Here is a 26596-nt window from a genome sequence, read left to right on the forward strand (position 1 = left end):
GTCACCGCCGACGCCGAGGGCCCACCCGCCTCACTCTCCCCGCCGAACCACCACCCGCCTCACTCTCCCCGCCGAACCACCACCCGCCTCACCCTCCGCGCCAAACCACTACCCCCGCCAAGCCACTACCCCCGCCGAACCACCACCCCCGCCAAAGCCCCTCCCCACCGAGATCAGCCCACCCCGACCGACTCCCGCCGCTCCCGCCCGTCCCGCGACACCATCCGCGCGGTCAACGTCGTCCCCGTCACCACCGCCGACGCCGCCACGACCCCCGCCGCAAGCACCGCCCAGTCGCCCAGGAAGGTGCAGCAGATCACCAGCAACGCCGTCACCGGCAGCACCAGTTGCTGCGCGATGCCCACCTTGAAGTAGCGGGAGTGCAGCACCCAGACGGTGAGCAGATAGAGCGCGGTCGGCAACGTGACCGCGGCGGACGCGGCCAGCGTCGAGATGTGCGCCTTCCCGACGGCCTGCTCCACGGCGACCTCTAGCCCCGCACCGATCGCGGCGGCCGAGGCGAAGACCAGGTAGTGGCCGTAACCCCACAGGAACGCCTGCCGGTTGGAGCGCAGGTGTCCGTGGATGGGCACCACGAAGTAGATCCACCAGGCGGCGAAGATGATCAGCAGCCCGCCCACGGCGATCGGCAGAAGCTCGTCCAGCGCGTCGTTCTCGTCGATGCCGGACTTCACCGCGACCGTGGCGGCCGCAATGGTCTCGCCGAGCACGATGATCGTGAACAGCCCGTACCGCTCCGCAATGTGGTGCGGATGCCACGACGTCGGGTGGTCCTTCTCCGCGTAGAGCGGCACACACATCTCCAGCAGCGCCATCACCAGGAAGACCCAGGGCCGCCCGCCCTCCGGCAGCACCACAAGCCCCAGCCAGCCGACCTGGCACAGCAGCACACCACCGGCGTACCGCAGAGCCATCGTCCGCTCCGAGCCCTCGCTCGAACGCGCCACCCGCAGCCACTGCGAGATCAGCGCCAGCCGCATGATCACATAGCCCAGCAGCACGGCCAGGAAGTCGTGGTCGTCGAACGCCCGGGACACCCCGGCCGCCAGCACCAGGACCCCGGCGATCTGGATCAGCGTGACGACCCGGTAGAGCACGTCGTCGTTGTCGTACGCCGAGGCGAACCACGTGAAGTTCATCCACGCCCACCAGATGGCGAAGAAGACCATCGCGTAGTTGAGGATCCCCTCGCCGGCGTGTGCCTCGGCGACGGAGTGCACCAGGGCGACGCCCGCCTGGGCGATGGCCACGACGAAGCACAGGTCGAAGAAGAGCTCCAGCGGCGAGGCGACCCGGTGAGCCTCGTCCCGGCCGCGGGCGGTGAGTCTGCGCAGCGGACTTTGAGTCGGACTGGACGTCATGGACCCAAGCACAGCAGAATCCGACCGGAAATTCTTTTGAACGCGTTCACAATCCGCAGGGGTGGGGGAGCTGCGTCCCACGGGCCACCGGAACGGCTGCCGTACCCTGGACCCGTGAGTACCGTCCCCGACCCCACACCCTCCGAGCCGAGGGCCGCGCTGGTCTTCGACGACCCGCTGGACCAGCAGTCCCCGGACGACACCGACCGGGGCTGGGGCGATCGGCCGCGCACCGAGAGCGACAGCGCGGCCGACCTGAAGCGCTTCCTCGACGAGAAGCCGCCCCACCACATCTGAGCGACCCGCGCCGCCCGGACCGCTAGCGCCCGTCGTGCCCGGAACCCCGCTGCGCGACCAGCGCGTCGCGGATCTCCTTGAGGACCTCCAGCTCGGTCACCTCGATGACCTCGTGCGTCCCCTCCTTCGCCTTCCTGCGGGCCTCCGCCCGGGCCAGATACTTCGACATCGGCAGGACCATCAGGAAGTAGACGACGGCCGCGGTGATCACGAAGCTGAGAGTGGCGCCGAGGACCGAGCCCCACATGATCGGGATGCCGCTCTGCACGGTGCCGTCCGCCGCGACCTTGCACGGGTCCTCTAGACACGAGCTGTAGCTGTCGAGGTTCTTGGTCCCGATCGCCCCGACCAGCGGGTTGATCATGCCCTTCACCACCGCGTTCACGATGTTGGTGAAGGCGGCGCCAATGACCACCGCGACTGCCAGATCGACGACGTTCCCGCGCATCAGGAAGGCCTTGAAGCCCTCCCAGACGCTCGGCTTCTTCTCGCTCACCCAGAGGCCTCTTCTCGCACGAACAGCTTGTGGAACAAACAGCTCCGCAACCTACGTCAACGCGAGGCGACCCTGTCCAATTGGGTAGCTCGAAAGGGGGACTTGACACAAGCGTGCGCAAGAGGCGCACCACACGGCTCAACACAGCGTCACCGCCAGCCGTGCCGTGGTGCTCGCGCCCGCGAGCCGGGCCGCCGTCGACCGCGGCACCGAGAGGACGACCAGCGCCCCGCTCCCGGACACGCCGTCCACCGCCTCCGGCACCCTGGTGACCCGCGCCCCGCGTGCGACCACCTCGGCGTCTCTGCCCAGGGCGGAGTCCTCAGCGGCGATGACGTCGACCCGGTCCCCGGGACGCAGCAGCCGGACGGTCTCCCCGTCGGCGATCCGCACCGGCGCCGACACCGTCTCCACGGCCCGGTGCTTGCGTACGGGCTCGGCGACGGGATGTCCCCGCGCCCCGTCGTCGCCGCGCGGCCCCGCCGCCACCAGCGCGGCAGCGGTGACGGCGAGCCCGACCGCCACGGCACGCCTCCGGTGCCGTACGAGCCGTTGGAGCTGATACCGCCCACCACGCACCCGCACCGGCGCGAAGTGCGGGACCTCGCAGGTCGGGGGAGCGTCGCCGCCGGGCGGGCCGGGGACGGGGGGAGCGGAGGAAGGCGCGGGGAACGGGGTGAGGGACATGACGGGCACCACCTGTGACGAGGGATCGGACTGGCCTGCCCTGCCACGATGAAGCCTCGCGCCGATCCCCGCCGGGCCCCGTGGACTACCCACGGGTTGTGGATAACTCCCTCACCCGAACGGGAGATTCCGCTCCAGTCGATCAATCAGCCGACCGACTACGGCAGTTCGAACCCCGGGTCCATCCCGCCCAACGCGTTCACGCACAGACAGTCCCGCTCCTCGTTCGCCGGCAGCGCGGCCACCGCGTCGAACAGCACCCCCCGCAGCCGGTCCACGTTCGCCGCGAAGACCCGCAGGACCTCGTCGTGCGAGACGCCCTCGCCGGTCTCGGCGCCCGCGTCGAGGTCGGTGACCAGGGTCAACGACGTGTAGCAGAGCTCCAGTTCACGGGCGAGCGACGCCTCCGGATGACCGGTCATGCCCACCACCGACCAGCCCTGCGCCTGGTGCCACAGCGATTCGGCGCGGGTCGAGAACCGCGGGCCCTCGATCACGACGAGCGTGCCGCCGTCCACGGCTTCCCAGTCCCGTCCCCGGGCGGCCTTCAGCGCGGCGGCCCGCCCGGCGGGGCAGTACGGGTCGGCCAGCGACACGTGCACCACGTTCGGCACCCCGCCGTCCGGCAGCGGCAGTCCGTCGAAGTACGTCCCGGCCCGGGACTTCGTACGGTCGACCAGCTGGTCCGGCACGAGCAGCGTGCCCGGGCCGTACTCGGGACGCAGCCCGCCCACGGCACACGGACCGAGGACCTGCCGCGCCCCCACCGACCTGAGCGCCCACAGATTGGCCCGGTAGTTGATGCGGTGCGGCGGCAGATGGTGACCGCGCCCGTGCCGGGGCAGGAACGCGACCCGCCGGCCGGCGATCTCGCCGAGGAAGAGGGAGTCACTGGGCGGTCCGTAGGGGGTGTCCACCTGGACCTCGGTCACGTCGTCGAGGAACGAGTAGAAGCCGGAGCCGCCGATTACGCCGATCTCTGCGTTCGCCATGCCCCGTACGCTATCCGGCGCCCAGAACCCACGGCGGCCGGCTAGGGGAACGCAGAGGACCCGGCCGTCGTACGACGACCGGGTCCTGCGAAGCCAGACCTACGCGGCGGAGCTGCTGCTGGACGAGCTGCCCGAGCTCGACGACTTCGAGTCCGAGGAGGACGAAGAGGTCGGGGAGGTCGAAGAAGAGGACGACGCCGAGTCGGACGACGTGGACGTCGACGACTTCGAGGACGCCGGGGAGCTGCTCGACGAGGAGCCGCGGCTGTCGTTGCGGTAGAAGCCGGAGCCCTTGAAGACGATGCCGACCGCGGAGAACACCTTCTTGAGGCGGCCACCGCAGCTGGGGCACTCGGTCAGAGCGTCGTCGGTGAACTTCTGCACCGCCTCGAGGCCCTCGCCGCACTCGGTGCACTGGTACTGGTAGGTCGGCACTTGTCTTCCTCCTGGCACTCTCACTCAGTGAGTGCTAACGAGGGTCCATAGTGACGTATTCCCGGGGATCAGTCCACTGCCACCGGCACTCGGTGACCGATGCCACGTGCGACGGTACGGCTCCGGGGCCGTCCCGTGAGCCGTGAACGCAGCGCCAGCAGGGTCGCCAGGGCGAGCAGCGTGCCGCCCATCGGGACCAGGAACCCGGCGCCGCCCCAGAAGCGGTCCTCCAGCTGTCCGGCGACCGTGACGGCGGCCGCCTGGCCCAGTGCCACCGCGCCGGTCAGCCAGGTGAAGGCCTCGGTGCGGGCGCCGGCCGGGACGAGGCTCTCGACCAGGGTGTAGCCGGTGATCAGGGCGGGCGCGATGCACATGCCGACCAGGAGGCCGAGGCCGGCCAGGACCGGCACGGAGTGCGCGGCCCACAGGCCGGAGGCCGTCAGGGCGAGGGCGCCGTATCCGACCATCAGGCGCCGCTGCGGGGCCACCTTCCAGGCGATCGCTCCGCAGACCAGGCCGGAGATCATGTTGCCGGCGGCGAAGACGCCGTACAGGACGCCGTTCAGGCCCGGTTCCCCGATCGACTCGGTGAAGGCGGCCAGCGAGACCTGCATGCCGCCGAAGACCGTGCCGATGCCGAGGAAGGTCACTATCAGGACCCGCACTCCGGGGACGCGCAGCGCCGAGGCGTGCTCCACGCGCGTGTGCGTGCCGGTCGCGACGGGCGGCTGCGTGCTCTTCTGCGCGGCGAAGAGGAGGCCGCCGAGCAGCGTCAGCGACGCCTCGGTCAGCAGACCGGCGGCGGGGTGGACGGCGGTGCACAGGGCGGTGGCCAGCAGGGGGCCGAAGACGAAGGTCAGCTCGTCCGTGACGGACTCGAAGGCCGCCGCGGTGGTCATCAGGGGCGAGCCCTGGAGCTTCGTGCCCCAGCGGGCGCGCACCATCGGGCCGACCTGCGGGACCGAGGCACCCGTGGGCACGGCCGCCGCGAACAGCGCCCACAGGGGCGCGTGCGAGAGGGCGAGGGCCGTCAGGGAGAGGCCCGCCAGGGTGTGCACGAGGACGCCGGGGACCAGGACGGCACGCTGTCCGTAGCGGTCGGCCAGGCGGCCGCTGTAGGGCGCGAACAGTGCCATGGAGACACCGGTGACGGCCGCCACGGCGCCCGCCGCGCCGTAGGAGCCGGTGGTGTGCTGCACGAGCAGCACCAGGGAGAGGGTGAGCATCGCGAACGGCTGGCGTGCCGCGAAGCCGGGGAGCAGGAACGTCCAGGCGCCGCGTGTGCGCAGCAGCTGTCCGTATCCGGGGCGGGAGGAGGTGACCGTGGATGCCACGGCCCGTGCCTTTCTGCCGCCTGGTAGCGCGGCCCTCTTGCGAGGGACGGCGCCGAGAGCTGTCCTCTTGCGCGGACTGCGGTAGATGCCGAAGCCCACTGCTAGGGGATGTCTCGGCCGCCATACGGTCGCGCCAGCTCTGCGTCAGGCAGAGTTGGTTCGATCAAGTGCGCCATCATCGTACAGGCAGTGCGTAACACAGTGTTAACGCTTGTTGTCGATCTCACCCGTGCCGAGCCAGCCGGCCAGCTTGCCGCCGTGGCCCACCGCGCGCAGCCGCTGTTCCGCCGCGTCGCGGACCGGGTCGGTGGCGACGACGAGCAGTTCGTCCCGGTGGCGCAGCACCGTGGTGGGCGACGGAACGAACGATTTTCCATCGCGGACGACCAGGGTGACGGCGGCCCCGGCTGGCAGCCGCAGCTCATTGACCTCGACGCCGTGCATCCGGGAGCCGTCGGGGATCGCGACGGACAGCAGATGGCCGCGCAGCCGCTCCAGGGGCGCCGACTCGATGCCGAGGTCGGCGGCCTCGGAGTCCCCGCCCAGGCGCAGCTTGCGGGCCAGCCACGGCAGTGTCGGCCCCTGGACGAGTGTGTATACGACGACCAGGACGAAGACGATGTTGAAGATGCGGCGGCTGCCCTCGACGCCGCTCACCATCGGGATCGTCGCCAGGATGATCGGCACGGCGCCGCGCAGCCCGGCCCAGGACATGAGTGCCTGCTCCTGCCAGGGCACCCGGAACGGCGTCAGGCACAGGAACACGCTCAGGGGCCGCGCGACCATGGTCAGCACCAGCCCGATGACGAGCCCGGGTAGTACGTCGTCGCCCAGTTCGTGCGGGGTGACCAGCAGGCCGAGCAGGACGAACATGCCGATCTGGGCGATCCAGCCGAGCCCGTCGGCGAAGCCCCGGGTGGCGGGCCAGTGCGGCAGCTTGGCGTTGCCCATCGCCATGGAGGCGAGATAGACGGCGAGGAAGCCGCTGCCGTGGGCCAGCGCGCCCGCCGCGTACGCCGTGACGGCGATCGCCATGACCGCGATCGGGTAGAGGCCGGAGGCAGGCAGGGCGACATGGCGCAGTCCCCAGGAGCCGAGCCAGCCCACCGCGATGCCGATCGCGGCGCCGATGGCCAGCTCCAGGGTTATCTCGGCGATCAGCGTGTACCAGTGCTCGACCGGACCTGACTGGGAGAAGGCGACCACCAGGATGACCACGGGGGCGTCGTTGAAGCCGGACTCGGCCTCCAGCGTGCCCGTCACGCGCGCGGGCAGCGGGATCTTGCGCAGCACCGAGAAGACCGCCGCCGCGTCCGTCGAGGAGACGACCGCCCCGATGATCAGCGCCTGGCGCCACTCGAGGCCGATCAGGTAGTGCGCCGCCGTCGCCGTGACCCCGACGCTCACCGCGACCCCCGCCAGCGCCAGCGCGGTGGCGGCGGGCAGGGCCGGCTTGATCTCCTTCCACTTCGTGCCGAGACCGCCCTCGGCCAGGATCACGACCAGGGCCGCGTACCCGATGACCTGGGTCAGTTCGGCGTTGTCGAAGTGGATGTCGCCGACGCCGTCCTGGCCCATGGCGATGCCGATCCCCAGGTACACGAGCAGGCTGGGGAGCCCGCTGCGCGAGGAGATCCGGACCGCTGCCACGGCGACGAGCAGGACGAGCGAGCAGACGAGCAGGAGCTGGTTGAGGTGGTGGACAGTCAGCGGCCGTTCCCTTCCCTGGCTCACACCGCGTCACGCGCGTGAGCTCACGTACATAGGACACGAAGGGTGAGGACTCCGCATCCAAGTACTTCGTTACCTTACCTAACTCTTGACGATTTCTTGACGCTCGGCGAGGCATGATCGAACGCCCGTCCGCGCCGGTTCCCGACTCCGCGTCAAGTCGCGCCGAGCCCTGCGCCTATGGTTGCTCCAACGCGCAGAGCCTGCGTCACATACCCGGCCGGACGCCGCGCGCTGATCCGGCCGGGTATGTGACACAGGCTCTCCGTCAAAAGCACAGCCCGCCCTGCCGCTCGCGTTAGGACAGCAAGGACAGCGATGCCCCCCACCACCACCGCCTCATCGGGTCAGCAGCCCGGCAAGTCCGGCAGGAAGAAGGGGCGCAGAGCCCGTCTGATCGTTCTCGTGCTCGTACTGGCCCTCGTCGGCGCTGTCGCCTACGGCGGGTACTGGTCGGTGAGCACCGTCCGGGCGTCCTTCCCGCAGACCAAGGGCTCGATCTCGCTCAAGGGGCTGTCGGGCCCCGTGGACGTCAAGCGCGACGGCTACGGCATCCCGCAGATCTACGCCTCCTCCGACGAGGACCTGTTCATGGCGCAGGGCTACGTCCAGGCGCAGGACCGGTTCTACGAGATGGACGTGCGCCGGCACATGACCTCGGGGCGCCTGTCGGAGATGTTCGGCAAGGGCCAGGTCGACAACGACGCCTTCCTGCGCACGCTCGGCTGGGACCGGGTGGCGAAGGAGGAGTACGACACCAAGCTGTCGGCCGCCACCAAGAAGTACCTCCAGGCGTACGCCGCGGGAGTCAACGCCTACCTCCAGGGCAAGAGCGGCAAGGAGATCTCCCTGGAGTACGCGGCGCTCGGCTTCACCAACGACTACAAGCCCGAGAAGTGGACCCCGGTCGACTCGGTCTCGTGGCTGAAGGCGATGGCCTGGGACCTGCGCGGCAACATGCAGGACGAGATCGACCGCGCGCTGATGACCAGCCGCCTCGGCCCGAAGCAGATCGCCGATCTGTACCCGCAGTACCCGTACAGCCGCAACCAGACGATCGTCCAGGAGGGCCAGTACAGCGAGCTGACCCAGTCGTTCGAGCAGAACGGCGGCTCGTCGGGCAGCGGAACCTCCGGCACCGGAACCTCCGGCACAGGGACCTCAGGCACCTCAGGCACCGGAACCTCCACGAGCGGTACCACGGGCACCACGGCGTCGTCCTCGTCCTCGACCTCCGGCTCGGCCTCCTCGGCCCTCCAGAGCCAGCTCACGGGCCTCTACAACGTCCTGGACGACGTCCCCACGGCCGTCGGCGTCAACGGCCAGGGCATCGGCTCCAACTCCTGGGTCGTGGCGGGCTCGCACACCATCACCGGCAAGCCGCTGCTGGCCAACGACCCGCACCTGTCGGCCTCCCTGCCGTCTGTCTGGTACCAGATGGGCCTGCACTGCCGGACCGTCTCCAGCAAGTGCCAGTACGACGTCACCGGCTACACCTTCGCGGGCATGCCCGGCGTGATCATCGGCCACAACGCCAAGATCGCCTGGGGCATGACCAACTCCGGCGTCGACGTCACCGACCTCTACCTGGAGAAGCTCTCCGGCGACGGCTACCTCTACGACGGCAAGGTCAAGCCCTTCACCACGCGCGAGGAGACCATCAAGGTCGCCGGCGGGGCGTCCAAGAAGATCGTCGTCCGGGAGACGAACAACGGCCCCCTGCTGTCCGACCGCGACGACGAACTCGTGAAGGTCGGCAAGAAGGCCACCGTCGACAACGCGGCACCCGACCGGGGAGACGGCTACGGCGTCGCGCTGCGCTGGACCGCGCTCGACCCCGGCACCTCCATGGACGCCGTCTTCGCGATGGACAAGGCGTCGGACTGGAGCGACTTCCGCCAGGCCGCGACCCTGTTCGACGTGCCCTCGCAGAACCTCGTCTACGCCGACTCCGAGAACATCGGCTACACCCTGCCCGGCCGCATCCCGATCCGTTCCAAGGGCGACGACGGCTCCCTGCCGGCACCGGGCTGGGACTCCAAGTACACCTGGACCGGCAAGTACATCAAGCAGGACGAACTGCCCTACGAGTACAACCCGGAGCGCGGCTACATCGTCACCGCCAACCAGGCCGTGATCGACAAGGACAAGTACCCCTACACGCTCACCACGGACTGGGGCTACGGCACCCGCAGCCAGCGCATCACCGACCTGATCGAGCAGAAGATCAAGGGCGGCGGCAAGATCTCCACCGACGACATGCGCCAGATGCAGCTCGACAACAGCAGTGAGATCGCCAAGCTGCTGGTGCCCAAGCTGCTGAAGATCGACATCGCCGACAAGGACGTACGCGAGGCGCAGGAGCTCCTGGAGGGCTGGGACTACACCCAGGACGCCGACTCGGCGGCGGCCGCCTACTTCAACTCCGTCTGGCGCAACATCCTCAAGCTCGCCTTCGGCAACAAGCTGCCCAAGGAGCTGCGGGTCAAGGGCCAGTGCCTGTGGGTCGACCCGGTCAGCACCACCGGGCCCGCCGACGAGACGGACAAGGTCCGCGAGTGCGGCCAGCGCGACGCCGACCAGGCGCAGCCGGACGGCGGCGACCGCTGGTTCGAGGTCGTGCGCAACCTCATGGACGACCAGAACAGCGACTGGTGGAAGACCCCGGCCGGGGTGGGCGACCGCCCCGCCGCCAGCAACCGCGACGAGCTGTTCGAGCGCGCCATGATCGACGCCCGCTGGGAGCTGACCGCCAAGCTCGGCAAGGACATCGACACCTGGAGCTGGGGCCGGCTGCACCGCCTGTTCCTGAAGAACCAGACGCTCGGCACCGAGGGCCCCGGCTTCCTGAAGTACATGCTCAACCGCGGCCCCTGGAAGCTCAGCGGCGGCGAGGCCACGGTCAACGCGACCGGCTGGAACGCGGCGGGCGGCTACGGCGTCGTCTGGGTCCCCTCGATGCGCATGGTCGTCAACCTCGGCGACCTCGACAAGTCGAAGTGGATCAACCTCACCGGCGCCTCCGGGCACGCCTACAGCGCGCACTACACCGACCAGACCGACAAGTGGGTCAAGGGCGAACTGCTGGACTGGGCCTTCTCGGACGCCGCCGTCGACAAGAGCACGAACGACACCCTGGTCCTGAAGCCGTAGCCCTCGGCGGCAGGTCCATGACGGAGCCCCCGCCACGCGCATGCGTGGCGGGGGCTCCGTCACGCGCCCGCGGGGAAGCGGCGCACACCCGACGGCGTGACCACCGCGTGCACCGGGCGGTCGTGCGGTTCCTCCGGGACATGGGCCACGACCTCGGCGTCGTACAGCAGGACCACGAGCGCCGGTCGCGCGCCCGCGCGCTCCAGGCGCGCGAGCGCCCGGTCGTACGACCCCCCGCCGCGCCCCAGCCGCATCCCGCGCCCGTCCACCGCCAGACCGGGCAGCAGCACCGCGTCGGCCTCCGTCACGGCGTCCGGGCCCAGACGTTCGCCGGAGGGCTCGAAAAGGGCCATTTTTCCGCCGTGTTGGACGCGCGCCAGCGAGCCTTCGCCTGTGTAGGAGCCCCAGTCGAGGTCGTTGTCGGGCAGGAGCGCGGGGAGCAGCACGCGCACGCCCCGCTCGCGCAGCGCGTCCAGCAGCGCGAGGGTGCCGGGCTCGCCGCCCACGGAGACGTACGCCGCCACCGTGCGCGCGTCCGCCAGTTCGGGCAGGTCGAGCGCCCGGTCGGCCAGCGCGGCCGCGGCTTCCCGCACGTCATCGGCCGTCAACCTGTTCCTCACCGAGAGGAACTCCCGCCGCAACGTTCGCTTGTCAGACTCGGCCGGACGTCCGGCGTGACTCAAAGGTTGCACCCGTACCCTTCCTAATACGCTCATATGAGAGCTTATTAACCGGAGCCACAGATTCCTCGTAAAGGCACCGGATAAGGTTGCGGACATGACTCAGTCGCACCCTCGGATCAGCAAGGCTGTCATCCCGGCAGCCGGTCTCGGCACCCGCTTCCTGCCGGCGACCAAGGCCACTCCCAAGGAGATGCTGCCGGTCGTCGACAAGCCGGCGATCCAGTACGTGGTCGAGGAGGCCGTCTCCGCTGGTCTCGACGACGTCCTCATGATCACGGGGCGCAACAAACGCCCCCTGGAGGACCACTTCGACCGCAACTACGAGCTGGAATCCGCCCTTCAGAAGAAGGGCGACGCCAGCCGGCTCGCGAAGGTGCAGGAGTCCAGCGACCTGGCCACCATGCACTACGTCCGCCAGGGCGACCCCAAGGGCCTCGGTCACGCCGTCCTGTGCGCGGCCCCGCACGTCGGTCACGAGCCCTTCGCCGTCCTCCTCGGTGACGACCTGATCGACCCGCGCGACCCGCTGCTCAAGCGGATGGTCGAGGTCCAGGAGCGGCACGGCGGCAGCGTGATCGCGCTCATGGAGGTCGCGCCCGAGCAGATCCACCTCTACGGCTGCGCGGCGGTCGACGCCACCGAGGACAGCGACGTGGTCAAGGTGCACGACCTCGTCGAGAAGCCGTCCGCGTCCGACGCCCCGTCCAACTACGCCATCATCGGCCGCTACGTCCTCGACCCGCACATCTTCGACATACTGCGCAAGACCGAGCCCGGCCGCGGCGGCGAGATCCAGCTCACCGACGCCCTCCAGCAGCTCGCGGCCGACGAGAAGGTCGGCGGCCCGGTGCACGGCGTCGTCTTCAAGGGTCGCCGCTATGACACCGGGGACCGCGGCGACTATCTGCGTGCCATTGTCAGACTCGCGTGCGAACGTGAAGACCTGGGCCCGGAGTTCCGGACCTGGCTTCGCAGTTTCGTAGCCGAGGAGATGTAGCGATTTGAGCAGCGCCGCGACCCGCCCCGCCGGCCAGGACCACCTCTGGTCGGTGGACGAGCACCTGGAGGACATCCTCGCGACCGTCCGCCCCCTGGAACCCATCGAGCTCCAGCTGCTCGACGCCCAGGGCTGCGTTCTGGTCGAGGACGTCACGGTGCCGTTGTCCCTGCCCCCCTTCGACAACAGCTCGATGGACGGGTACGCGGTGCGGGTCGCGGACATCGCGGGTGCGAGCGAGGAGTTCCCGGCCGTCCTGGACGTCATGGGGGACGTCGCGGCGGGCCAGTCCGAGCTGCTGCACGTCGGCCCCGGACAGGCCGCCCGCATCATGACCGGCGCCCCGCTCCCGCCCGGCGCCGAGACCGTCGTCCCCGTCGAGTGGACCGACGGAGGGCTCGGCGAGGGCCCGGTGACCGGTATGCGCGCCCGCGCTCTCGCCCCCGAGGGCGCCGAAGGGCACGTGCACGTGTACCGGCCCGCCGAGGCACGCGCGCACGTACGCGCGAAGGGCAGCGACGTCCGGGCCGGCGACCGCGCCCTGGACGCCGGCACCGTCCTCGGCCCGCCGCAGATCGCCCTGCTGGCCGCGATCGGCCGCGGCACCGTACGCGTGCGCCCGCGCCCGCGCGTGGTCGTGATGTCCACCGGCAGCGAACTCGTCCAGCCCGGCGAGGCCCTCGGCGCCGGCCAGATCCACGACTCCAACAGCTTCGCCCTCACCGCGGCCGCCCGGGACGCCGGCGCCATCGCCTACCGCGTGGGAGCCGTCGCCGACGACGCCGAGACCCTGCGCTCCACCATCGAGGACCAGCTCGTCCGCGCCGACCTCATGGTCACCACCGGCGGGGTCAGCGTAGGGGCGTACGACGTCGTCAAGGAGGCGCTGTCGCACGTCGGCGACGAGGACGAGGCGGGCGCCGGCATCGACTTCCGCAAGCTCGCCATGCAGCCCGGCAAGCCCCAGGGCTTCGGCTCCATCGGCCCCGACCACACCCCGCTGCTCGCCCTGCCCGGCAACCCGGTGTCGTCGTACGTCTCCTTCGAGCTGTTCGTCCGCCCCGCCATCCGCGCCCTGATGGGCCTCGACGACGTCCACAGGACCCGCACCAGGGCCACCCTGAGGACGGACAAGGCGCTGACCTCGCCCAAGGGGCGCAGGCAGTTCCTGCGCGCCACCTGCCGTGACGGCGAGGCCGTTCCCGTCGGCGGTGCCGGGTCCCATCTGGTCGCCGCCCTGGCCCAGGCCGACGCCCTGATCGTCGTACCGGAGGACGTGGAGTCCGTCGAGCCCGGCACCGAGGTCGAAGTGGTCCTGCTCGGCTGAGCACCCCTGGTTGGCGGTACCGTGTCGCGCACAACAGGCCGGACCGGGAGCGCCGCACAACCATGAGTACGCAGGACCGACTGACCCACATCGACGACGCGGGAGCCGCCCGCATGGTCGACGTATCCGGCAAGGACGTCACCGCCCGCACCGCGCGCGCGAGCGGACGCGTCCTCGTCTCGCCCCGTGTGGTCGAGCTGCTGCGCGGCGAGGGCGTCCCCAAGGGCGACGCGCTGGCCACCGCGCGGATCGCGGGCATCATGGGCGCCAAACGCACCCCGGACCTCATCCCGCTGTGCCACCCGTTGTCGGTGTCGGGTGTGAAACTGGACCTGTCGGTCGCGGACGACGCCGTGGAGATCCTCGCCACCGTGAAGACCACGGACCGCACGGGTGTCGAGATGGAGGCCCTCACCGCGGTCTCCGTCGCCGCGCTCACCGTGATCGACATGGTCAAGGCGGTCGACAAGGGGGCGGTCATCACGGACGTGCGGGTGGAGGAGAAGACGGGCGGCAAGTCGGGCGACTGGAGCCGGGCATGACGTATCGAGCACTGGTGGTCACGGCCTCCAACCGGGCCGCCGCCGGGGTCTACGAGGACAAGGGCGGCCCGCTGGTTGCCGACGGCCTCGCGGGCCTCGGCTTCACCGTCGAGGGCCCGCGGGTCGTCCCGGACGGCGACCCTGTGGAGGCCGCTCTGCGCGCGGGCGTGGACGCGGCCTACGACGTCATCGTCACCACCGGCGGCACCGGCATCTCGCCCACCGACCGCACCCCCGAGGCCACCCGCGCGGTGATCGACCACGAGGTGCCGGGCATCGCCGAGGCGATCCGGGCGTTCGGGCGGGAGAAGGTGCCGACCGCCGCGCTCTCCCGGGGTCTCGCCGGGGTGGCGGGCGGCACGCTGATCGTCAACCTGCCGGGTTCCAGTGGCGGGGTGAAGGACGGACTGGCCGTCCTGGAGCCCCTGTTGAGGCATGCCGTGGACCAGATCCGCGGCGGCGACCACCCGAGACCCGGCGCCGGCAGTGGGGGTGCGAGCTGAACAGCCCGTCATGGCCCGTCGTACTGGCGGACGGCGATGTCGTCCTGAGGCCGATAAGAATGCGCGACCAGCGGACCTGGCGTGAGGTCAACCGGCGCAACCGGGACTGGCTGCGCCCCTGGGAGGCGACCATTCCGCCGCCCACGCCGAGCGGGCCGATCGCGCACCGGCCGACCTACCGTCAGATGGTCCGTCACCTCAGGTCCGAGGCGAACGCGGGGCGGATGCTGCCGTTCGTCATCGAGTACCGGGGGCAGCTGGTCGGGCAGTTGACGGTCGCCGGGATCACCTGGGGCTCGATGTGCTCCGGGCACGTGGGCTACTGGGTGGACCAGTCGGTGGCCGGGCGCGGGGTGATGCCGACGTCCGTGGCGCTTGTCGTGGACCACTGTTTCCGCACCGTCGGACTGCACCGCATCGAGGTCTGCATTCGCCCGGAGAACGGGCCCAGCCGGCGGGTCGTGGAGAAACTCGGATTCCGCGAGGAGGGCCTCAGGCCCCGCTATCTCCACATCGACGGGGCCTGGCGGGACCATCTCGTGTTCGCGCTCACCGCGGAAGAGGTGCCGGACGGGCTGCTCAGGCGCTGGCAGCGGGCACGCTCCGGGAGCACACCGCACGACAATCCCGCGTGACCTCTGAAATGGAATAGGTGTTCGAAAATGATCGGTGCATGACCGCCTCAGGGCATTGAATTCGCGACTGAGGCGGCCCGCTGATCGGATCGGTCACAAAAAAAGCTCGAAATATCAGCCGGATCGTGCGACACACCGACTCAATTGGCGGATGGCCTCACGCAAACCCCTCTACCGTGTGAGGCGTGAGCAGCAGCGGCCTCATCTACGCAGTCATTGTCGGGGCCTGGGCCGCCTACCTGGTGCCGATGTGGCTCCGTAGGCAGGACGAGCTGAACGAGGCCCGTCCGACGGAACGCTTCAGCACCGCCATCCGATTGCTGTCCGGAAGGGCGGGGATGGAGCGTCGGTACGCCAAGGACCTGCGCGCGCGTTCCACCGACGAGGAGGAGCGCGGCGCCGACGAACCGGATGCCGTCACCGACTCGGTGGACGTCCGGGCCTTCGCCATGCCCCCGACCCGTCCACAGACCCAGGCGCCGGTCCAGCCCCCGGCGCGGAAACAGGCACCGGCACCGGCCCAACCGCCGGCCCAGGTCCAGGCCCAGGCCCAGCCCCAGGCACCGTCCCAGCCCCAGGCACCAGCCCCCCGGCGCTCGCCCTCCGCGGAAGCGGCAGCGGCGCGCGCCCGGCGTACGAAGGTGCTCGCGCGCCGTCGGCGTACCACGGTGATGCTCTTCGTCGCCTTCACCCTCGGCGCGGTCGTCGCCGCGGTCGGCGGGCTCGCCTTCCTGTGGGCGCCCGGGGTGCCCGCCGTGATGCTCAGCACGTACATCGCGTATCTGCGCACCCAGGAACGCCGCCGCTTCGCCTACCAGATGGACCGGCGCCGGGCCGAGGCCGCCGCGCAGCGGCTGCGGGAGCGGGCACGCCAGCCGCGCCGGCGCGCGTCCGTCGCCACCGGGGTGGACGCCGACGAACCGGACGAGGGACCAGAACCGGAAACGGATCCCGGGCTGTCCGCGCTCGCCGCCGACCGCCGTGCCCTCGTGGAGCAGACCGACCACGCCGAGTGGGTCGACCAGCAGCGCGAACGGCAGCGCAGGCCCGGGCACGGGGACAGCTGGGACCCGGTGCCGGTGCCGCTGCCGACGTACGTGACCGCGCCGGTCGCGCCGCGGGCCACCGCCGACGTCGACCTCGGGGCGCCGGACGCGTGGAGCTCCGCGCGGTCCAGTGCCGTCGCGCCGGAGCACTCCGGCCAGGACGCGGCTCCCGTCGCGGAGGACGGGGGATCGGAGGAGCCCTCCGCCGACGCGGAGGACAAGCCGGCGGCGGACGGCCGCACCGACGCCCGCCGCGCCGCCTCCGCCCGCCGCGCCCGCGAGCGCGGCCGCACCCCGCTCTTCGACCAGTACGAGGACGGCGAACGGCCGCGCGCGGCCAACGAGTGAGACCCGGGGACGGGATCGCAACCCCCGTCCCTGACCAGCCGGGAACGGATTTCCAAGCACCCCGACGGGGATGCTAGAGTTTCACTCGTTGCAAGGGCCTGTGGCGCAGTCTGGTAGCGCACCTCGTTCGCATCGAGGGGGTCTGGGGTTCAAATCCCCACAGGTCCACGCATCATGAAGACCCGCTCCTGATTCAGGAGCGGGTCTTCTGCCGTTCGGTCGCTATGCGGTCCGAGGGCTCACAGCGGCTTCGCGAAGCATCTGCTCGCCTCGTGGTGGCGGTAGTAGCCGAACTTCTCGCAGGGTTCGTAGCCGCTGGAGGTGTAGAGGGCTATCGCCTCCGGCTGCTTGGTGCCGGTCTCCAGGACCATGCGCAGGCGGCCCGCCGCGCGGGCGTCCTCCTCCAGGGCGGCCAGCACGCGGCGGGCGAGGCCGCGGCCGCGGACCTGCTCGGTGACGTACATGCGCTTGACCTCGGCGTCGCCGTCCTGGTTGCCCTCGCCGTTGGTGTCCTGGGCGCGCCAGCCGCCCGTGGCGACGGGGGCGTCCGTCTCGTCGTACGCGATCAGGTACACGCCGTTCGGGGGCTCGAAGTCCGTCGGGGCCAGCTCGGTGGCGTCGCCGCCGTCGCCGTAGCGGACGTGGTACTCGGCCTGGACCTCGTCGTTGAGCTTGACGGCGTCGGGGTGGTCGAAGGGGACGCGGCGGATCATCATGCCCTCCAGTGTGCCGGTATCGTGCCGGGGTGCTCACTGTGACCTCCGTCAACGTCAATGGACTGCGTGCCGCCGCGAAGAAGGGCTTCGTGGAGTGGCTCGCGGACACCTCCGCCGATGTGCTCTGCCTCCAGGAGGTGCGCGCCGAGCCGGAGCAGCTGCCCGAGGGCGTGCGGGCCCCCGAGGGCTGGCACGTGACGCACGCGCCCGCCGCCGCGAAGGGTCGCGCCGGCGTCTCCCTCTACAGCCGCCGTGAGCCGGACCGGGTCCAGGTCGGCTTCGGATCGGCCGAGTTCGACGCCGGCGGGCGCTACGTCGAGGCCGATCTGCCGGGTGTGACGGTCGCCTCCCTCTATCTGCCCTCCGGCGAGGTCGGCACCGAGCGGCAGGACGAGAAGGTCCGCTTCATGGACGAGTTCCTCGCCCACCTCAAGGAACTGCGCGTGCGCGCCGCCGCCGACGGCCGCGAGGTCGTCGTCTGCGGCGACTGGAACATCGCCCACCAGCAGGCCGACCTCAAGAACTGGCGCGCCAACCAGAAGAGCTCCGGCTTCCTGCCGGAGGAGCGGGCCTGGCTGAGCCGGGTGCTCGACGTGTCCGACGGCGGCTACGTCGACGTCGTACGGTCGCTGCATCCGGACGTGGAGGGGCCGTACTCGTGGTGGTCCTACCGGGGACGCGCCTTCGACAACGACACCGGCTGGCGCATCGACTACCAGATCGCCACCCCGGGGCTCGCCGCGAAGGCGGTCAAGGGGTACGTCGAGCGCGCGGCGACGCATGCCGAGCGGTGGTCGGACCACGCGCCGGTGACGGTTGTGTACGAGTAGGGGTTCGGGCGACGAACGTCACAGAGCGATGGCCAGGGGCGGCTGGTAACGAACCGGTGTGCATGGAAAGACTCACTCCTGGAGGACGGTGCTTACCGGTCGGAGGGGTGACGCGTGCGAGGGCAGGGGCAGAGCGGCCGCAACGAGCTGAGCGGTGGCGTCGTGCATGGTCCCAGCATCCAGGCGTCGGCCGTGTACGGCGGTGTCCACTTCCGCACCGGTGACACCCCGGACCGGGAGCGGCCGTGGCAGTTGCCCCAACCGGTCTCGCTGACGGATCGCACCGACGAGGTTGCCTACCTTGACGACCTGCGTGCTCGTGCCGTGCGACAGGGGCATGCCACATTGGCCACGGTCAGCGGCCTTGGCGGGGTCGGCAAGACCGCGCTGGCGCTGGCCTGGCTCCATAGGCTGCGCTCCGACTGCCCGGGTGGGCAGTTGTACGCAGATTTGGGTGCCCAGTCGGCGACCGGGCCGGCCGATCCGGGCGAGGTGCTCGGCGGCTTCCTGCGCGGGCTCGGTCTGCAGGCGGAGCAGGTGCCGTACGGCATCGGGGAACGTGCCGCCCTCTATCGCTCGCTCACCGCGGAACGCCGGATCGTGGTGCTGCTCGACGACGCGGCCACGGCAGCTCAGGTGCGGCCCCTGCTGCCGGGCGGCCCGAACGTCACATTGGTCACCAGCCGTCGCCGGATGTCGGGGCTGGCCCTCGAAGGCGGCCGTCAGGTGCACCTGGAGCCGCTGGCCCCGGACGCGGCTCTCGAACTGCTGGCGGCCACCCTCGCCGACGACCGGGTGGCGACCCAGTCGGACGACGCCCGTGCCCTGGTCGCACTGTGCGCCGGACTGCCGCTCGCGGTGCGGATCGCAGGGGCGCGGCTCGCCGCCCGGCCGCGGCGGCGGATCACCACGATGGTCCAGGCGCTGACGGCGGAGCGGGGACGACTGGACGCGCTGACCATCGATGGTGATCAGGGGGTGCGGGCTGCGCTGGACCTGTCCTACCAGGGTCTGCCGTCGGAGGCGGCACGGCTCTACCGGCTCCTCGGGCTGCACCCGGGGCGGGAGTTCGGGACGGCGGCGGGCCGGGCGCTCTTCGGCGGGGCGGGCACGGACGCGTCGGTGGGAGACTTGATCGATCTCCTGCATGACGCCAATCTCCTCATCGAGACCGGTGAGGACCGCTACCGGTTCCACGACCTCGTGCGGCTGCACGCCGCGGGCCGCGCGGAGGAGGACGAGCCCGCCGAGCAGCGGGCGGCGGCGTTCCGGCGGTTCGCCGACCACTGCGTGGCCACTGCGACCCGTGCCGAGACGGCCATCGACCCCCGACATCCGCTGCGGGAACGGTCGTTCGGACCCGGGCCGGTGGTCACGGAGGACTTCGGCGAGGGGACGCAGGCCGCATTGGACTGGCTGGAGAGGGAGTTGCACACCTTGATGGCAGTGATCCGCCGGGCGGGGGCGGCGGGTGTCGCGGAGGCCGGCTGGCAACTGGCGGACGCGCTGGGGCCGTTCTTCATCCGGCGCAAGCACTACGACCACTGGTGCGCCGCGTATCGTGACGGGCTGGCCGCCGCGCGGGAGTTGTCGGACACCGCGGCCCAGTGTCGGATGCTCACCTCCGGCGGACTGGGCGAGCTGGGGCGGGGCGACCACGCGTGCGCCCTGGAGATGTTCGAGCTGGCGGCGGAGCTCTTCGCCGCCGATGGAGACCGGCTCGGTCACGCGCGTACGTTGAACTACCGTGGGCTCGCCGAACACCGGCTGGGCCGACTGGATGCGGCGGCCGAGCTGTTCGCCCGCGCGGCGGCGGAACTGCCCGGTTGCGGCGACCACCGAGCCGGTGCGCTCGCTCGCCTCAACGCTGCCGACATCGCCCTGGCCCAGGGCCGGCTGGAGCAGGCCGATGCCGACGCCGCCGGGGCCCGTGCGGGGTTGCTGGCCGTCGATGACTCGTACAACGCCGCGCGGGCCATGATCCTGTTGGGCCGGATCTGTCTGCGCCGGGGCCGACCGGGAGAGGCTGAGGAACGGCTCTCGAGTGCGCTGGCCGTGCTGCGGGAGGTCGCCGCGCACTACGAGGTGGCCCGGGCCCTGGAGGTGCTGGGCGAGGTAGCGGAGCGACAGGGCCGACGCGACCTCGCCCGGGACCGGTACCAGGAAGCGCTGGACCTCTATGTCGTGGTGGGCCGTCCGGTGCCGGCAGCCGAGGTGCGTGAGCGGTTGCGGGCGTGGGGAGAGGACGAGGGACCCGGTGCCGGTACGGGCCGCTGAGCCCGGTGTGGACCGGCGGCGCGTACCCGTAGCCGTATCACCGTCTGTCCCGCTGTCTCTGGCAGATGTGCCGGCGACAGCCCCGCGACCAGCCAGGCGTGGGCGAGCGAGGCCCAGGCCGCCCAGGAACGCAGGGCGGCATGCTGTGCGGTGAGGGTCAGCCGTACGACGTCGGCGGGGCCGAGGTCCGGTCCGAGACGTAGCCAGCAGACGCTGCCGCAGTGCACGGCCACCACCGCCGCGCCCGGATGAGTGGAGGCCAGCCGATCGGCCACGCCTGCGTGTGATCCGGGTGTCACCAGGACGTCGGCGAGCAACGGCCAGGGAAGCGGGGCGGGGAGAGCGACGCGCAGGTGCCGGTCCACCACGGTGCGACCGGGGGCTGGATGGGCAAGGACCAGATGGGCTGTGACGAGGTGTGCCGGGACCGGATCGGCCGCTGCGGGAGACGGCGCTTCGGCCGATGTGCTCGACTCGTCCTCGCTGCCGTACAGGCGCGCCGTTTCCTGTGGAGTGGAGTTCATGAGCCGTCGCACCTCACCGTCAACGGTGTGACCGCTCGCTGGGCGACGGTGCGGGACACCGGTGGGCGCAGACGGAGCCTGCGGTAGATCAGGGCACGCATCAGCGTCGCGAAGCGACCCGGCTCCGAGCTGAGACGGGCGGCGACGGGGGCATACTGGCCCGTTCGGTAGGCGGCGGTGCTGCTGCGCAGTTGGCGACGTACGGGACAGCCGCGGCGGATCCGTGGTGCGAGGGTGCGGAGTTCGGCCATCGGGGAACCGGGGTCGAGGTCGGTGTCGGGGGAACCCGCGGTCAGTATGCGGGCACCGGTCATCGTCGCGTACAGGGAGACGGAACCGTGGTCGCCCACGACATAGTCGGCGGCGATCACCGCGCCGGACCAGTCCGCGTGCTGACTGACCAGGACGACACCGGCACGTGCGAGACCGGCGAAAGCGCTGCGGATGTGCCATTCGCTGTGCGCGTTCCAGACGTGCGAGTGCAGCATCACCACGATGCGGAACCGCTCCCGGGGCAGCTCGGCCACCAGGCGTTCCAGCAGGCCCCATTGGCGGCCCAGGAGGGAGTCGGGACCCCAGGTGGAACAGACCAGTACCAGTTCCTGGCCCGGGCCTGTACCCAGGGCCTCCCGGTACAGAGCGCGGAACGGCAGGCTCGCCGCCACACGGTCGTAGCAGGGATCCCCGACCACCTCGGCGACCGGCAGCGCCTCGGGGCATTGCCGGCCGAGCTTGACGCGGTCCTCCTCGTGCGCCAGAGCGATCGCGGCGGGTACGACCACCCCGTCCCGGACCAGCCACTGCCTGCCCAGTCCGTACACCTCGCGCGGTGCCGTACTGCGCCCGCGCGGGCCGCCGGGCACCGAGATCCGCTTGTTGTACGAGGCCCCGTGCGGGAGCACGACGACCGGGACGTTCAGCTCGTGCAGACCTCCGTGGCTCGCGGCCAGCGCGAGGTCGAAATGCGTGTGGAGGGCCTGGCTCCAAGGCGTCACCAGAGCCCGGATGCTCTCCAGGAACGGCTCCACACCGTCGTTGAAGACGTCGTTCGCCATGGTGAAAACCACCTGGATCCTGGGGTCGCCCTCCAGTAATCGGACCGCTTCGAGCAGACGCTGCGCGGAGGTCACCGTATGGACCACGGCGAGCACCCGCCTGCGGATCCTGAAGGTGGCCCAGCGCTCCACATCCAGGCGCAGCGGTACGGCAGGGCGCCGGTCGGTGTCGGGTATCAGCAGGCTCATACGAACTCCCCCGTGGAATCCATGAGTTGACGGACAGGGTGGATGGGGCCGGCAACGGCCACCGAGCTGTATCTGCCCACGGGTATGGACGGTGGCCTTGCAGAAACCTTGCAGAAAGTCAGAGGCCTGGCGTGAGGCTCTCATGCGCCCCTCGCGCGTCAGTGCGCCCCGCTCCGCTCCCCCCACCCCTACTCGCCGAGCAGCAACAGTGAAAGGTGAACAGGTGTCTGCGCGTGCGAACCACCTGGGGGATGCGGTGGACCTTCTTGCGCTGGGGCCGCTCGAACTGTGGCACCAGGGGCGCCCATACCGGCTTGGATCGGTCAAAGAGCGTTGCGTATTAGGTGTACTGCTCTACGCGCGGGGAGACCCGGTCTCCGTGGACACGCTGGTCGAGCGGGTGTGGAACGGCGAGGACCCGCCCCCGACCGCTGTGGACACGCTGCGGACCTATCTCTCCAGGACCCGCACCCGGCTCGACCGCGCGGTCGGCGGCCTGGCCCAGGTCGAGCGCATCGCGCCGCGCCGTTACCGGCTGCGTGTCGAGAACTCCGATGACGTGGACCTCGTACGGTTCCAGCGGCTGCGCGCCGACGCCCGGGCGGCGGCCGGACGCGGAGAGCGCGAGCACGCCGTCGGTCTGCTGCGCACCGCCGCGGCGCTGTGGCGAGGGGAGCCGTTCGCGGAGTTCACCGGCGAGTGGGCGGCCTCGGCGCGCGCCCGGCTGACCGAGGACCACCGCCGGGTGCGGGAGGAGCGGATCCGGCTGGAACTCGAACTCGGGCGGCACGCCGACCTGGTCGGCGAACTCCACGAACTGGTCTCCCAGAACCCGCTCGCCCAGCAGTCCGTGGCCGCGCTGATGCTGGCCCTGCACCGCTCCGGCCGGGACGGCGAGGCACTCGCCCTGTACGGCAGCACCCGGCACCGCCTGAACGACGAACTCGGCATGGACCCGGGCGCCGAACTCCAGGACCTGCACGTCCGCATCCTCGGTCAGGACCCGGCGCTCAGGGACACATCGGTGCGAGAGGCCGGTGCGGCACCGTCCGTCTCTCAGCCGGATCTGCCGGAGTCCGGCAGCGGCAGCAGTCTGCCCAGGGATACACCGGACTTCACAGGCCGAGCAGGAGAACTGGAACTCCTGCTCGCGGACCCCGCTCCTGACGGCCGCGGCACCGCACTGCCCCTGACCGTCGTGCACGGAATGGCCGGAGTGGGCAAGTCCGCGCTGATTGTCCATGCCGCGCACCGTCTGTACTCCAGCTATCCAGATGGCATTTTTTATATAGATTTACGGGCTTATAGTGATCAGTCGCCGTACGAGCCCGCCGACGCCCTGGCGTTTCTGCTGCACACCGTCGGCGTGCCTGATCCACTGCCCGCCACGCTCGACGAGCGGACGGCGCGCTGGCGGGAGTGGACCGCGCACCGCCGTGTCCTGGTCCTGCTCGACAACGCGCGCGACGCCGAGCAGGTGCGGCCGTTGCTGCCCGGTTCGTCCCGCTGTCGCGCGATCGTTGCCAGCCGTAACGCGCTCACGGAACTGGACGGGGCCGCCTTCCTGCCGTTGGACGTGCTGTCCGTGGCCGAGGCCGCCTCACTGTTCGCCCGGATCGCGGGCGCGGCCCGAGTGTCGGACATGCACTCCTTGCGTCGCGTGGTTGAGATGTGCGGTTGCCATCCGCTCACGGTGCAATTGCTGGCCGGCCGTTTCCGGCACCGGAACACCTGGGACCTGGAGTATGTGGCCGACCGACTGGCCCGGGCCGACGACCGGCTCGACGAGTTCGACGAGCGCGTGGCCGCCGCCCTGTGGCTCTCCTGCGCCGATCTCGACGTGGCGGCTCGGCGGTTGTTCCGCCGCCTGGCGCTGCACCCCGGTCCCGACATCACGCTGGCGGGGGCGACCGCACTGTCAGGGGACGGTTCCCCGGAGACCGTACGACGGGCGGCGGACGTGCTTCTCGACCGGCACCTCTTAGACGAGCCGGTCCGGGACCGCTACCGACTGCACGACCTGGCGCGCGCGTTCGGTGCCCGGCTGGGGCGGCGCGAGGACGCCGAGTCGGTACGCTCGGCCGCTCTGCGGCGACTGGCGGCGTACTACCTGACGACCGCCGACCGTGCGGACCGCCTGGCCTATCCGCGCCGTCGCAGACGGCAGGTCCCGCCGGAACTCCGCTCCCCGCACGCCACCGACTTCGCCGCGTCCCCCGATGCCGGGGCCGCGGTCGACGGGGCCTCTGTCTGGCTCACCGTGGAGCGCGCCAACCTGCTGGCCGTGGCGCGTACGGCGGCGGCCGGCCTGCCGGATTTCGCGGCGCTGTTCCCGCATGTCCTCGCCCACTCTCTCAGGCGCTGGGGTACCCACGAGATCACCGCCGAACTGCACGAGGCCTCGCTGAGCGCGCACCGCTCGTGCGGCGACCGGTCGGGGCTGGCCCAGACCCTGGTGGAGCGGGCGAGCGTACTGGCCCGCGAGAACCACACCGCGGCCCTCGCCGCCGCGACCGAGGCGCTGGGTCTGTTCGAATCCCTGGACGACGACCGGGGCCGGGCGGACGCCCTGCTGGAGATCGGCCGCTCCCACCTGGGCGCGGGGCGGGGCGAGGTGTGCCTGCGGGAACTGGACCGGGCGCTGGATCTCTACCGCCGAGTGGAGGACCGGCACGGGATTGCCGCCGCGCTGAACGTGCAGGGGACGGCGCTGGTGCATCGGGCGGAGTACGGGGAGGCGATGCGGCGTTTCCGGAGCATGCTCGACATTCACCGGGAGCTCGGAGACGTCTCGGGTGAAGGGGTCGCATGGAACAACATGGGGGATGTGTGGCTTGGTCTAGGGCGATATGAGGAGGCTCGTGACCATTACCAGCAGGCCCTGAACCGTCTGCTCCTGGTCGGTGGGAAACGTGAGGTCTCGATCATCCAGACCAATTTGGGTGCCGTGTACCAGGTCATGGGTCAGTCGGAGCGCGCGCTGGTCTTCTATCGTCGGGCGCTCGTCGGGCATCGCTCTGTCGCCGATGCCATCGGAGAGGTGACCACGCTGATACGGCTCGGTGAGACACATGCGGCGGCGGGGGCGACGGAGCAGGCTCTGGCGCAATTCGCTTCGGCGGAGGAAATTTCTCGCCGAATCGACAATTCGTATGAGCTTCAGCGAGTTCTGCTCGCCACCGCGGACACCCAGTACGGGGCGGGGCGACTGGGCGTCGCGCTGGGGACGTATCGGAGTGCGCTGGAGATTGCTGACGAATACAGCTACTCACTGTGTTCGGCGCGGGCGCTGGCGGGTATCGCCCGGACGTATTTCCGGATGCGGAATGTCCGGGAGGCGTGTGCCCACGCCGAACGAGCGCGGGGGATCTACAGCAGGCTGGGGGTCGTCGCCGAGGTGGACGAGCTGGACAAGCTGCTCGTCGACTGGGTTGCCGCGGGCTCCTGAAGGTCCTTGTGGGATACGGGAGCCGAGGCTTCTCTGTTCCAGATGCAGTCGCCCGGCCGGGCGACTATGGCCGATGTCATGGCCATGGTAATTACGGTCACGGCAAGGGCGAGGGAAATGCGACTAGGCACGGCTCTCCGTTGGTGAACGTGCGTCTCCAAAAAATGGAACGCCTACTCGATGTTTCCGCGTGAAGGTACTCCTTGCGGGTGATCTTGTCGAAGAACGCGCTTACTGGCGGGAGGGAGGTGCTTCGGTGCCCCTCCGCAGCCGTCGGTCCAGCGCCAGTGACAGCTCCGCCTCCACCACGCTCCGGGCCAGTGGGCGCAGGCGTTGGAGGTCGTTCTCGCTCGTGTGGCGGAGGACGAGTTCGGCGAACATCTCGGCCAGGTCGTCGACGTGCTGGCGGACGCGCTTGCCGGCGGAGAGGACCTCGGCGAGGGGGATGCCCTCGCGGACGAGGTCGGAGGAGACGTCCAGGAGGCGGCGGCTGATGTGGACCACGAAGTCGCCGTCGGTGCCGACGTAGCCGAGTTCCATGGCGAGGGCGAGGTTCTCGGTGGTGATCTCGCCCTCGAAGCGGGCGGCGAGTTCCTCGGGGGTGAGGCGGACCGGTTCCTCCTCGGTCGGGGTCACCCCGAGGACGTCGGCGACGTCCCGGCCGTGGTCGAGGGCCTCGGCGAGTTCCGCGATGCCGGTGAGGGTGTGGCCGCGGTCCAGGAGCGCCCCGATCGTGCGCAGGCGGGCCAGGTGGTGGTCGTCGTACCAGGCGATACGGCCCTCGCGGCGAGGGGGCGGGATGAGTTTGCGTTCGCGGTAGAAGCGCAGGGTGCGCACTGTGATGCCGGCCAGGTCGGCCAGTTCCTCCATGCGGTATTCGCGCTTGTCCGTCACGGCCGCAGCCTATGTCGTACTCGCGGTAACTTTCCTTCCCCCCGACCCCTACCCATCAGTACGGAGCTGCTCTAC

Annotated in this window: 23 protein-coding genes and 1 tRNA gene; 12 read left to right on the top strand and 12 right to left on the bottom strand. The window is 70.6% G+C overall.

The features are described from left to right. Positions 1-173 precede the first annotated feature (173 nt). Positions 174-1382, bottom strand: coding sequence for a low temperature requirement protein A (locus G3I78_RS29350; RefSeq protein ID WP_164429924.1), 1209 nt, complete (start codon positions 1380-1382; stop codon positions 174-176). 114 nt (positions 1383-1496) lie between these two features. On the opposite strand from G3I78_RS29350, the gene G3I78_RS29355 reads away from it, so the two are divergent. Beyond that, positions 1497-1679, top strand: coding sequence for a hypothetical protein (locus G3I78_RS29355; RefSeq protein ID WP_164429926.1), 183 nt, complete (start codon positions 1497-1499; stop codon positions 1677-1679). A 22-nt stretch (positions 1680-1701) separates the two neighbouring features. Here G3I78_RS29355 and mscL read toward each other — a convergent pair whose 3' ends face one another. The 6 genes from mscL to G3I78_RS29385 all read right to left on the bottom strand — a co-directional run bounded on the left by mscL (position 1702) and on the right by G3I78_RS29385 (position 7357). Continuing rightward, on the bottom strand, positions 1702-2175 hold the full coding sequence (gene mscL, locus G3I78_RS29360; protein WP_164429928.1) for a large conductance mechanosensitive channel protein MscL: 474 nt from the start codon (positions 2173-2175) through the stop codon (positions 1702-1704). 138 nt (positions 2176-2313) lie between these two features. After that, positions 2314-2862, bottom strand: coding sequence for a hypothetical protein (locus G3I78_RS29365; protein ID WP_164429930.1), 549 nt, complete (start codon positions 2860-2862; stop codon positions 2314-2316). 158 nt (positions 2863-3020) lie between these two features. Beyond that, positions 3021-3854, bottom strand: a complete 834-nt coding sequence (locus tag G3I78_RS29370; RefSeq protein WP_164429932.1) for an S-methyl-5'-thioadenosine phosphorylase — start codon at positions 3852-3854, stop codon at positions 3021-3023. Between the two features lie 99 nt (positions 3855-3953). Further along, positions 3954-4289, bottom strand: a complete 336-nt coding sequence (locus G3I78_RS29375; RefSeq protein ID WP_164429935.1) for an FmdB family zinc ribbon protein — start codon at positions 4287-4289, stop codon at positions 3954-3956. 68 nt (positions 4290-4357) lie between these two features. Next, complete coding sequence (locus G3I78_RS29380; protein ID WP_164429937.1) at positions 4358-5623, bottom strand: MFS transporter; 1266 nt, start codon at positions 5621-5623, stop codon at positions 4358-4360. Positions 5624-5827: 204 nt separating this feature from the next. Next, the gene (locus tag G3I78_RS29385) at positions 5828-7357 is read right to left on the bottom strand and encodes a potassium/proton antiporter (RefSeq protein ID WP_164429939.1); all 1530 of its coding nucleotides are present in this window, start codon (positions 7355-7357) and stop codon (positions 5828-5830) included. Positions 7358-7672: 315 nt separating this feature from the next. Here G3I78_RS29385 and G3I78_RS29390 point away from each other — a divergent pair, with 315 nt between their 5' ends. Continuing rightward, positions 7673-10507, top strand: a complete 2835-nt coding sequence (locus G3I78_RS29390; protein ID WP_164429940.1) for a penicillin acylase family protein — start codon at positions 7673-7675, stop codon at positions 10505-10507. Positions 10508-10566: 59 nt separating this feature from the next. On the opposite strand, the gene G3I78_RS29395 is transcribed toward G3I78_RS29390, so the two are convergent. Next, the gene (locus G3I78_RS29395; RefSeq protein WP_164429943.1) at positions 10567-11190 is read right to left on the bottom strand and encodes a 5-formyltetrahydrofolate cyclo-ligase; all 624 of its coding nucleotides are present in this window, start codon (positions 11188-11190) and stop codon (positions 10567-10569) included. Positions 11191-11284: 94 nt separating this feature from the next. On the opposite strand from G3I78_RS29395, the gene galU reads away from it, so the two are divergent. From galU to G3I78_RS29430, 7 genes are all read left to right on the top strand, one after another. Then, positions 11285-12187 (top strand): UTP--glucose-1-phosphate uridylyltransferase GalU, encoded by a 903-nt coding sequence (gene galU, locus G3I78_RS29400; protein WP_164429946.1) that lies wholly within the window; start codon positions 11285-11287, stop codon positions 12185-12187. Positions 12188-12191: 4 nt separating this feature from the next. Next, a complete protein-coding gene (glp, locus tag G3I78_RS29405; RefSeq protein ID WP_164429948.1) occupies positions 12192-13514 on the top strand; it encodes a gephyrin-like molybdotransferase Glp in 1323 nt (440 codons plus the stop codon). 62 nt (positions 13515-13576) lie between these two features. Further along, complete coding sequence (gene moaC / locus G3I78_RS29410; protein WP_164429950.1) at positions 13577-14056, top strand: cyclic pyranopterin monophosphate synthase MoaC; 480 nt, start codon at positions 13577-13579, stop codon at positions 14054-14056. Further along, a complete protein-coding gene (locus G3I78_RS29415) occupies positions 14053-14559 on the top strand; it encodes a MogA/MoaB family molybdenum cofactor biosynthesis protein (RefSeq protein WP_164429952.1) in 507 nt (168 codons plus the stop codon). Before moaC ends, G3I78_RS29415 begins: the two co-directional genes overlap by 4 nt. Next, positions 14556-15194: a GNAT family protein gene (locus G3I78_RS29420; RefSeq protein ID WP_164430327.1), complete on the top strand. Its 639-nt coding sequence runs from the start codon at positions 14556-14558 to the stop codon at positions 15192-15194. The genes G3I78_RS29415 and G3I78_RS29420 overlap by 4 nt, the downstream gene beginning before the upstream one ends. A gap of 185 nt (positions 15195-15379) precedes the next feature. Then, positions 15380-16588: a gephyrin-like molybdotransferase receptor GlpR gene (gene glpR / locus G3I78_RS29425; RefSeq protein ID WP_164429954.1), complete on the top strand. Its 1209-nt coding sequence runs from the start codon at positions 15380-15382 to the stop codon at positions 16586-16588. A 94-nt stretch (positions 16589-16682) separates the two neighbouring features. Beyond that, positions 16683-16756, top strand: a tRNA-Ala gene (locus G3I78_RS29430). Between the two features lie 71 nt (positions 16757-16827). Here the strand turns inward: G3I78_RS29430 and G3I78_RS29435 are convergent. After that, positions 16828-17304 (bottom strand): GNAT family N-acetyltransferase, encoded by a 477-nt coding sequence (locus tag G3I78_RS29435; protein ID WP_164429956.1) that lies wholly within the window; start codon positions 17302-17304, stop codon positions 16828-16830. A 29-nt stretch (positions 17305-17333) separates the two neighbouring features. Between G3I78_RS29435 and G3I78_RS29440 the strand changes: the two genes are divergently transcribed. Together G3I78_RS29440 and G3I78_RS29445 are read left to right on the top strand one after the other, a co-directional pair. After that, on the top strand, positions 17334-18134 hold the full coding sequence (locus G3I78_RS29440) for an exodeoxyribonuclease III (RefSeq protein ID WP_164429959.1): 801 nt from the start codon (positions 17334-17336) through the stop codon (positions 18132-18134). Between the two features lie 114 nt (positions 18135-18248). Further along, on the top strand, positions 18249-20411 hold the full coding sequence (locus G3I78_RS29445) for a tetratricopeptide repeat protein (RefSeq protein ID WP_164429961.1): 2163 nt from the start codon (positions 18249-18251) through the stop codon (positions 20409-20411). On the opposite strand, the gene G3I78_RS29450 is transcribed toward G3I78_RS29445, so the two are convergent. Together G3I78_RS29450 and G3I78_RS29455 are read right to left on the bottom strand one after the other, a co-directional pair. Then, on the bottom strand, positions 20312-20935 hold the full coding sequence (locus G3I78_RS29450; RefSeq protein ID WP_164429963.1) for a transcriptional regulator: 624 nt from the start codon (positions 20933-20935) through the stop codon (positions 20312-20314). The genes G3I78_RS29445 and G3I78_RS29450 overlap by 100 nt on opposite strands. Continuing rightward, the gene (locus G3I78_RS29455) at positions 20932-22179 is read right to left on the bottom strand and encodes a hypothetical protein (protein ID WP_164429965.1); all 1248 of its coding nucleotides are present in this window, start codon (positions 22177-22179) and stop codon (positions 20932-20934) included. The genes G3I78_RS29450 and G3I78_RS29455 overlap by 4 nt, the downstream gene beginning before the upstream one ends. A gap of 379 nt (positions 22180-22558) precedes the next feature. On the opposite strand from G3I78_RS29455, the gene G3I78_RS29460 reads away from it, so the two are divergent. Beyond that, positions 22559-25627, top strand: coding sequence for a BTAD domain-containing putative transcriptional regulator (locus tag G3I78_RS29460; protein WP_343243876.1), 3069 nt, complete (start codon positions 22559-22561; stop codon positions 25625-25627). Between the two features lie 231 nt (positions 25628-25858). Here G3I78_RS29460 and G3I78_RS29465 read toward each other — a convergent pair whose 3' ends face one another. After that, positions 25859-26521, bottom strand: a complete 663-nt coding sequence (locus tag G3I78_RS29465) for a MerR family transcriptional regulator (RefSeq protein WP_343243877.1) — start codon at positions 26519-26521, stop codon at positions 25859-25861. Between the last annotated feature and the right edge of the window lie 75 nt (positions 26522-26596).

The organism is Streptomyces sp. SID13726 (assembly GCF_010548375.1).
GTDB lineage: Bacteria > Actinomycetota > Actinomycetes > Streptomycetales > Streptomycetaceae > Streptomyces.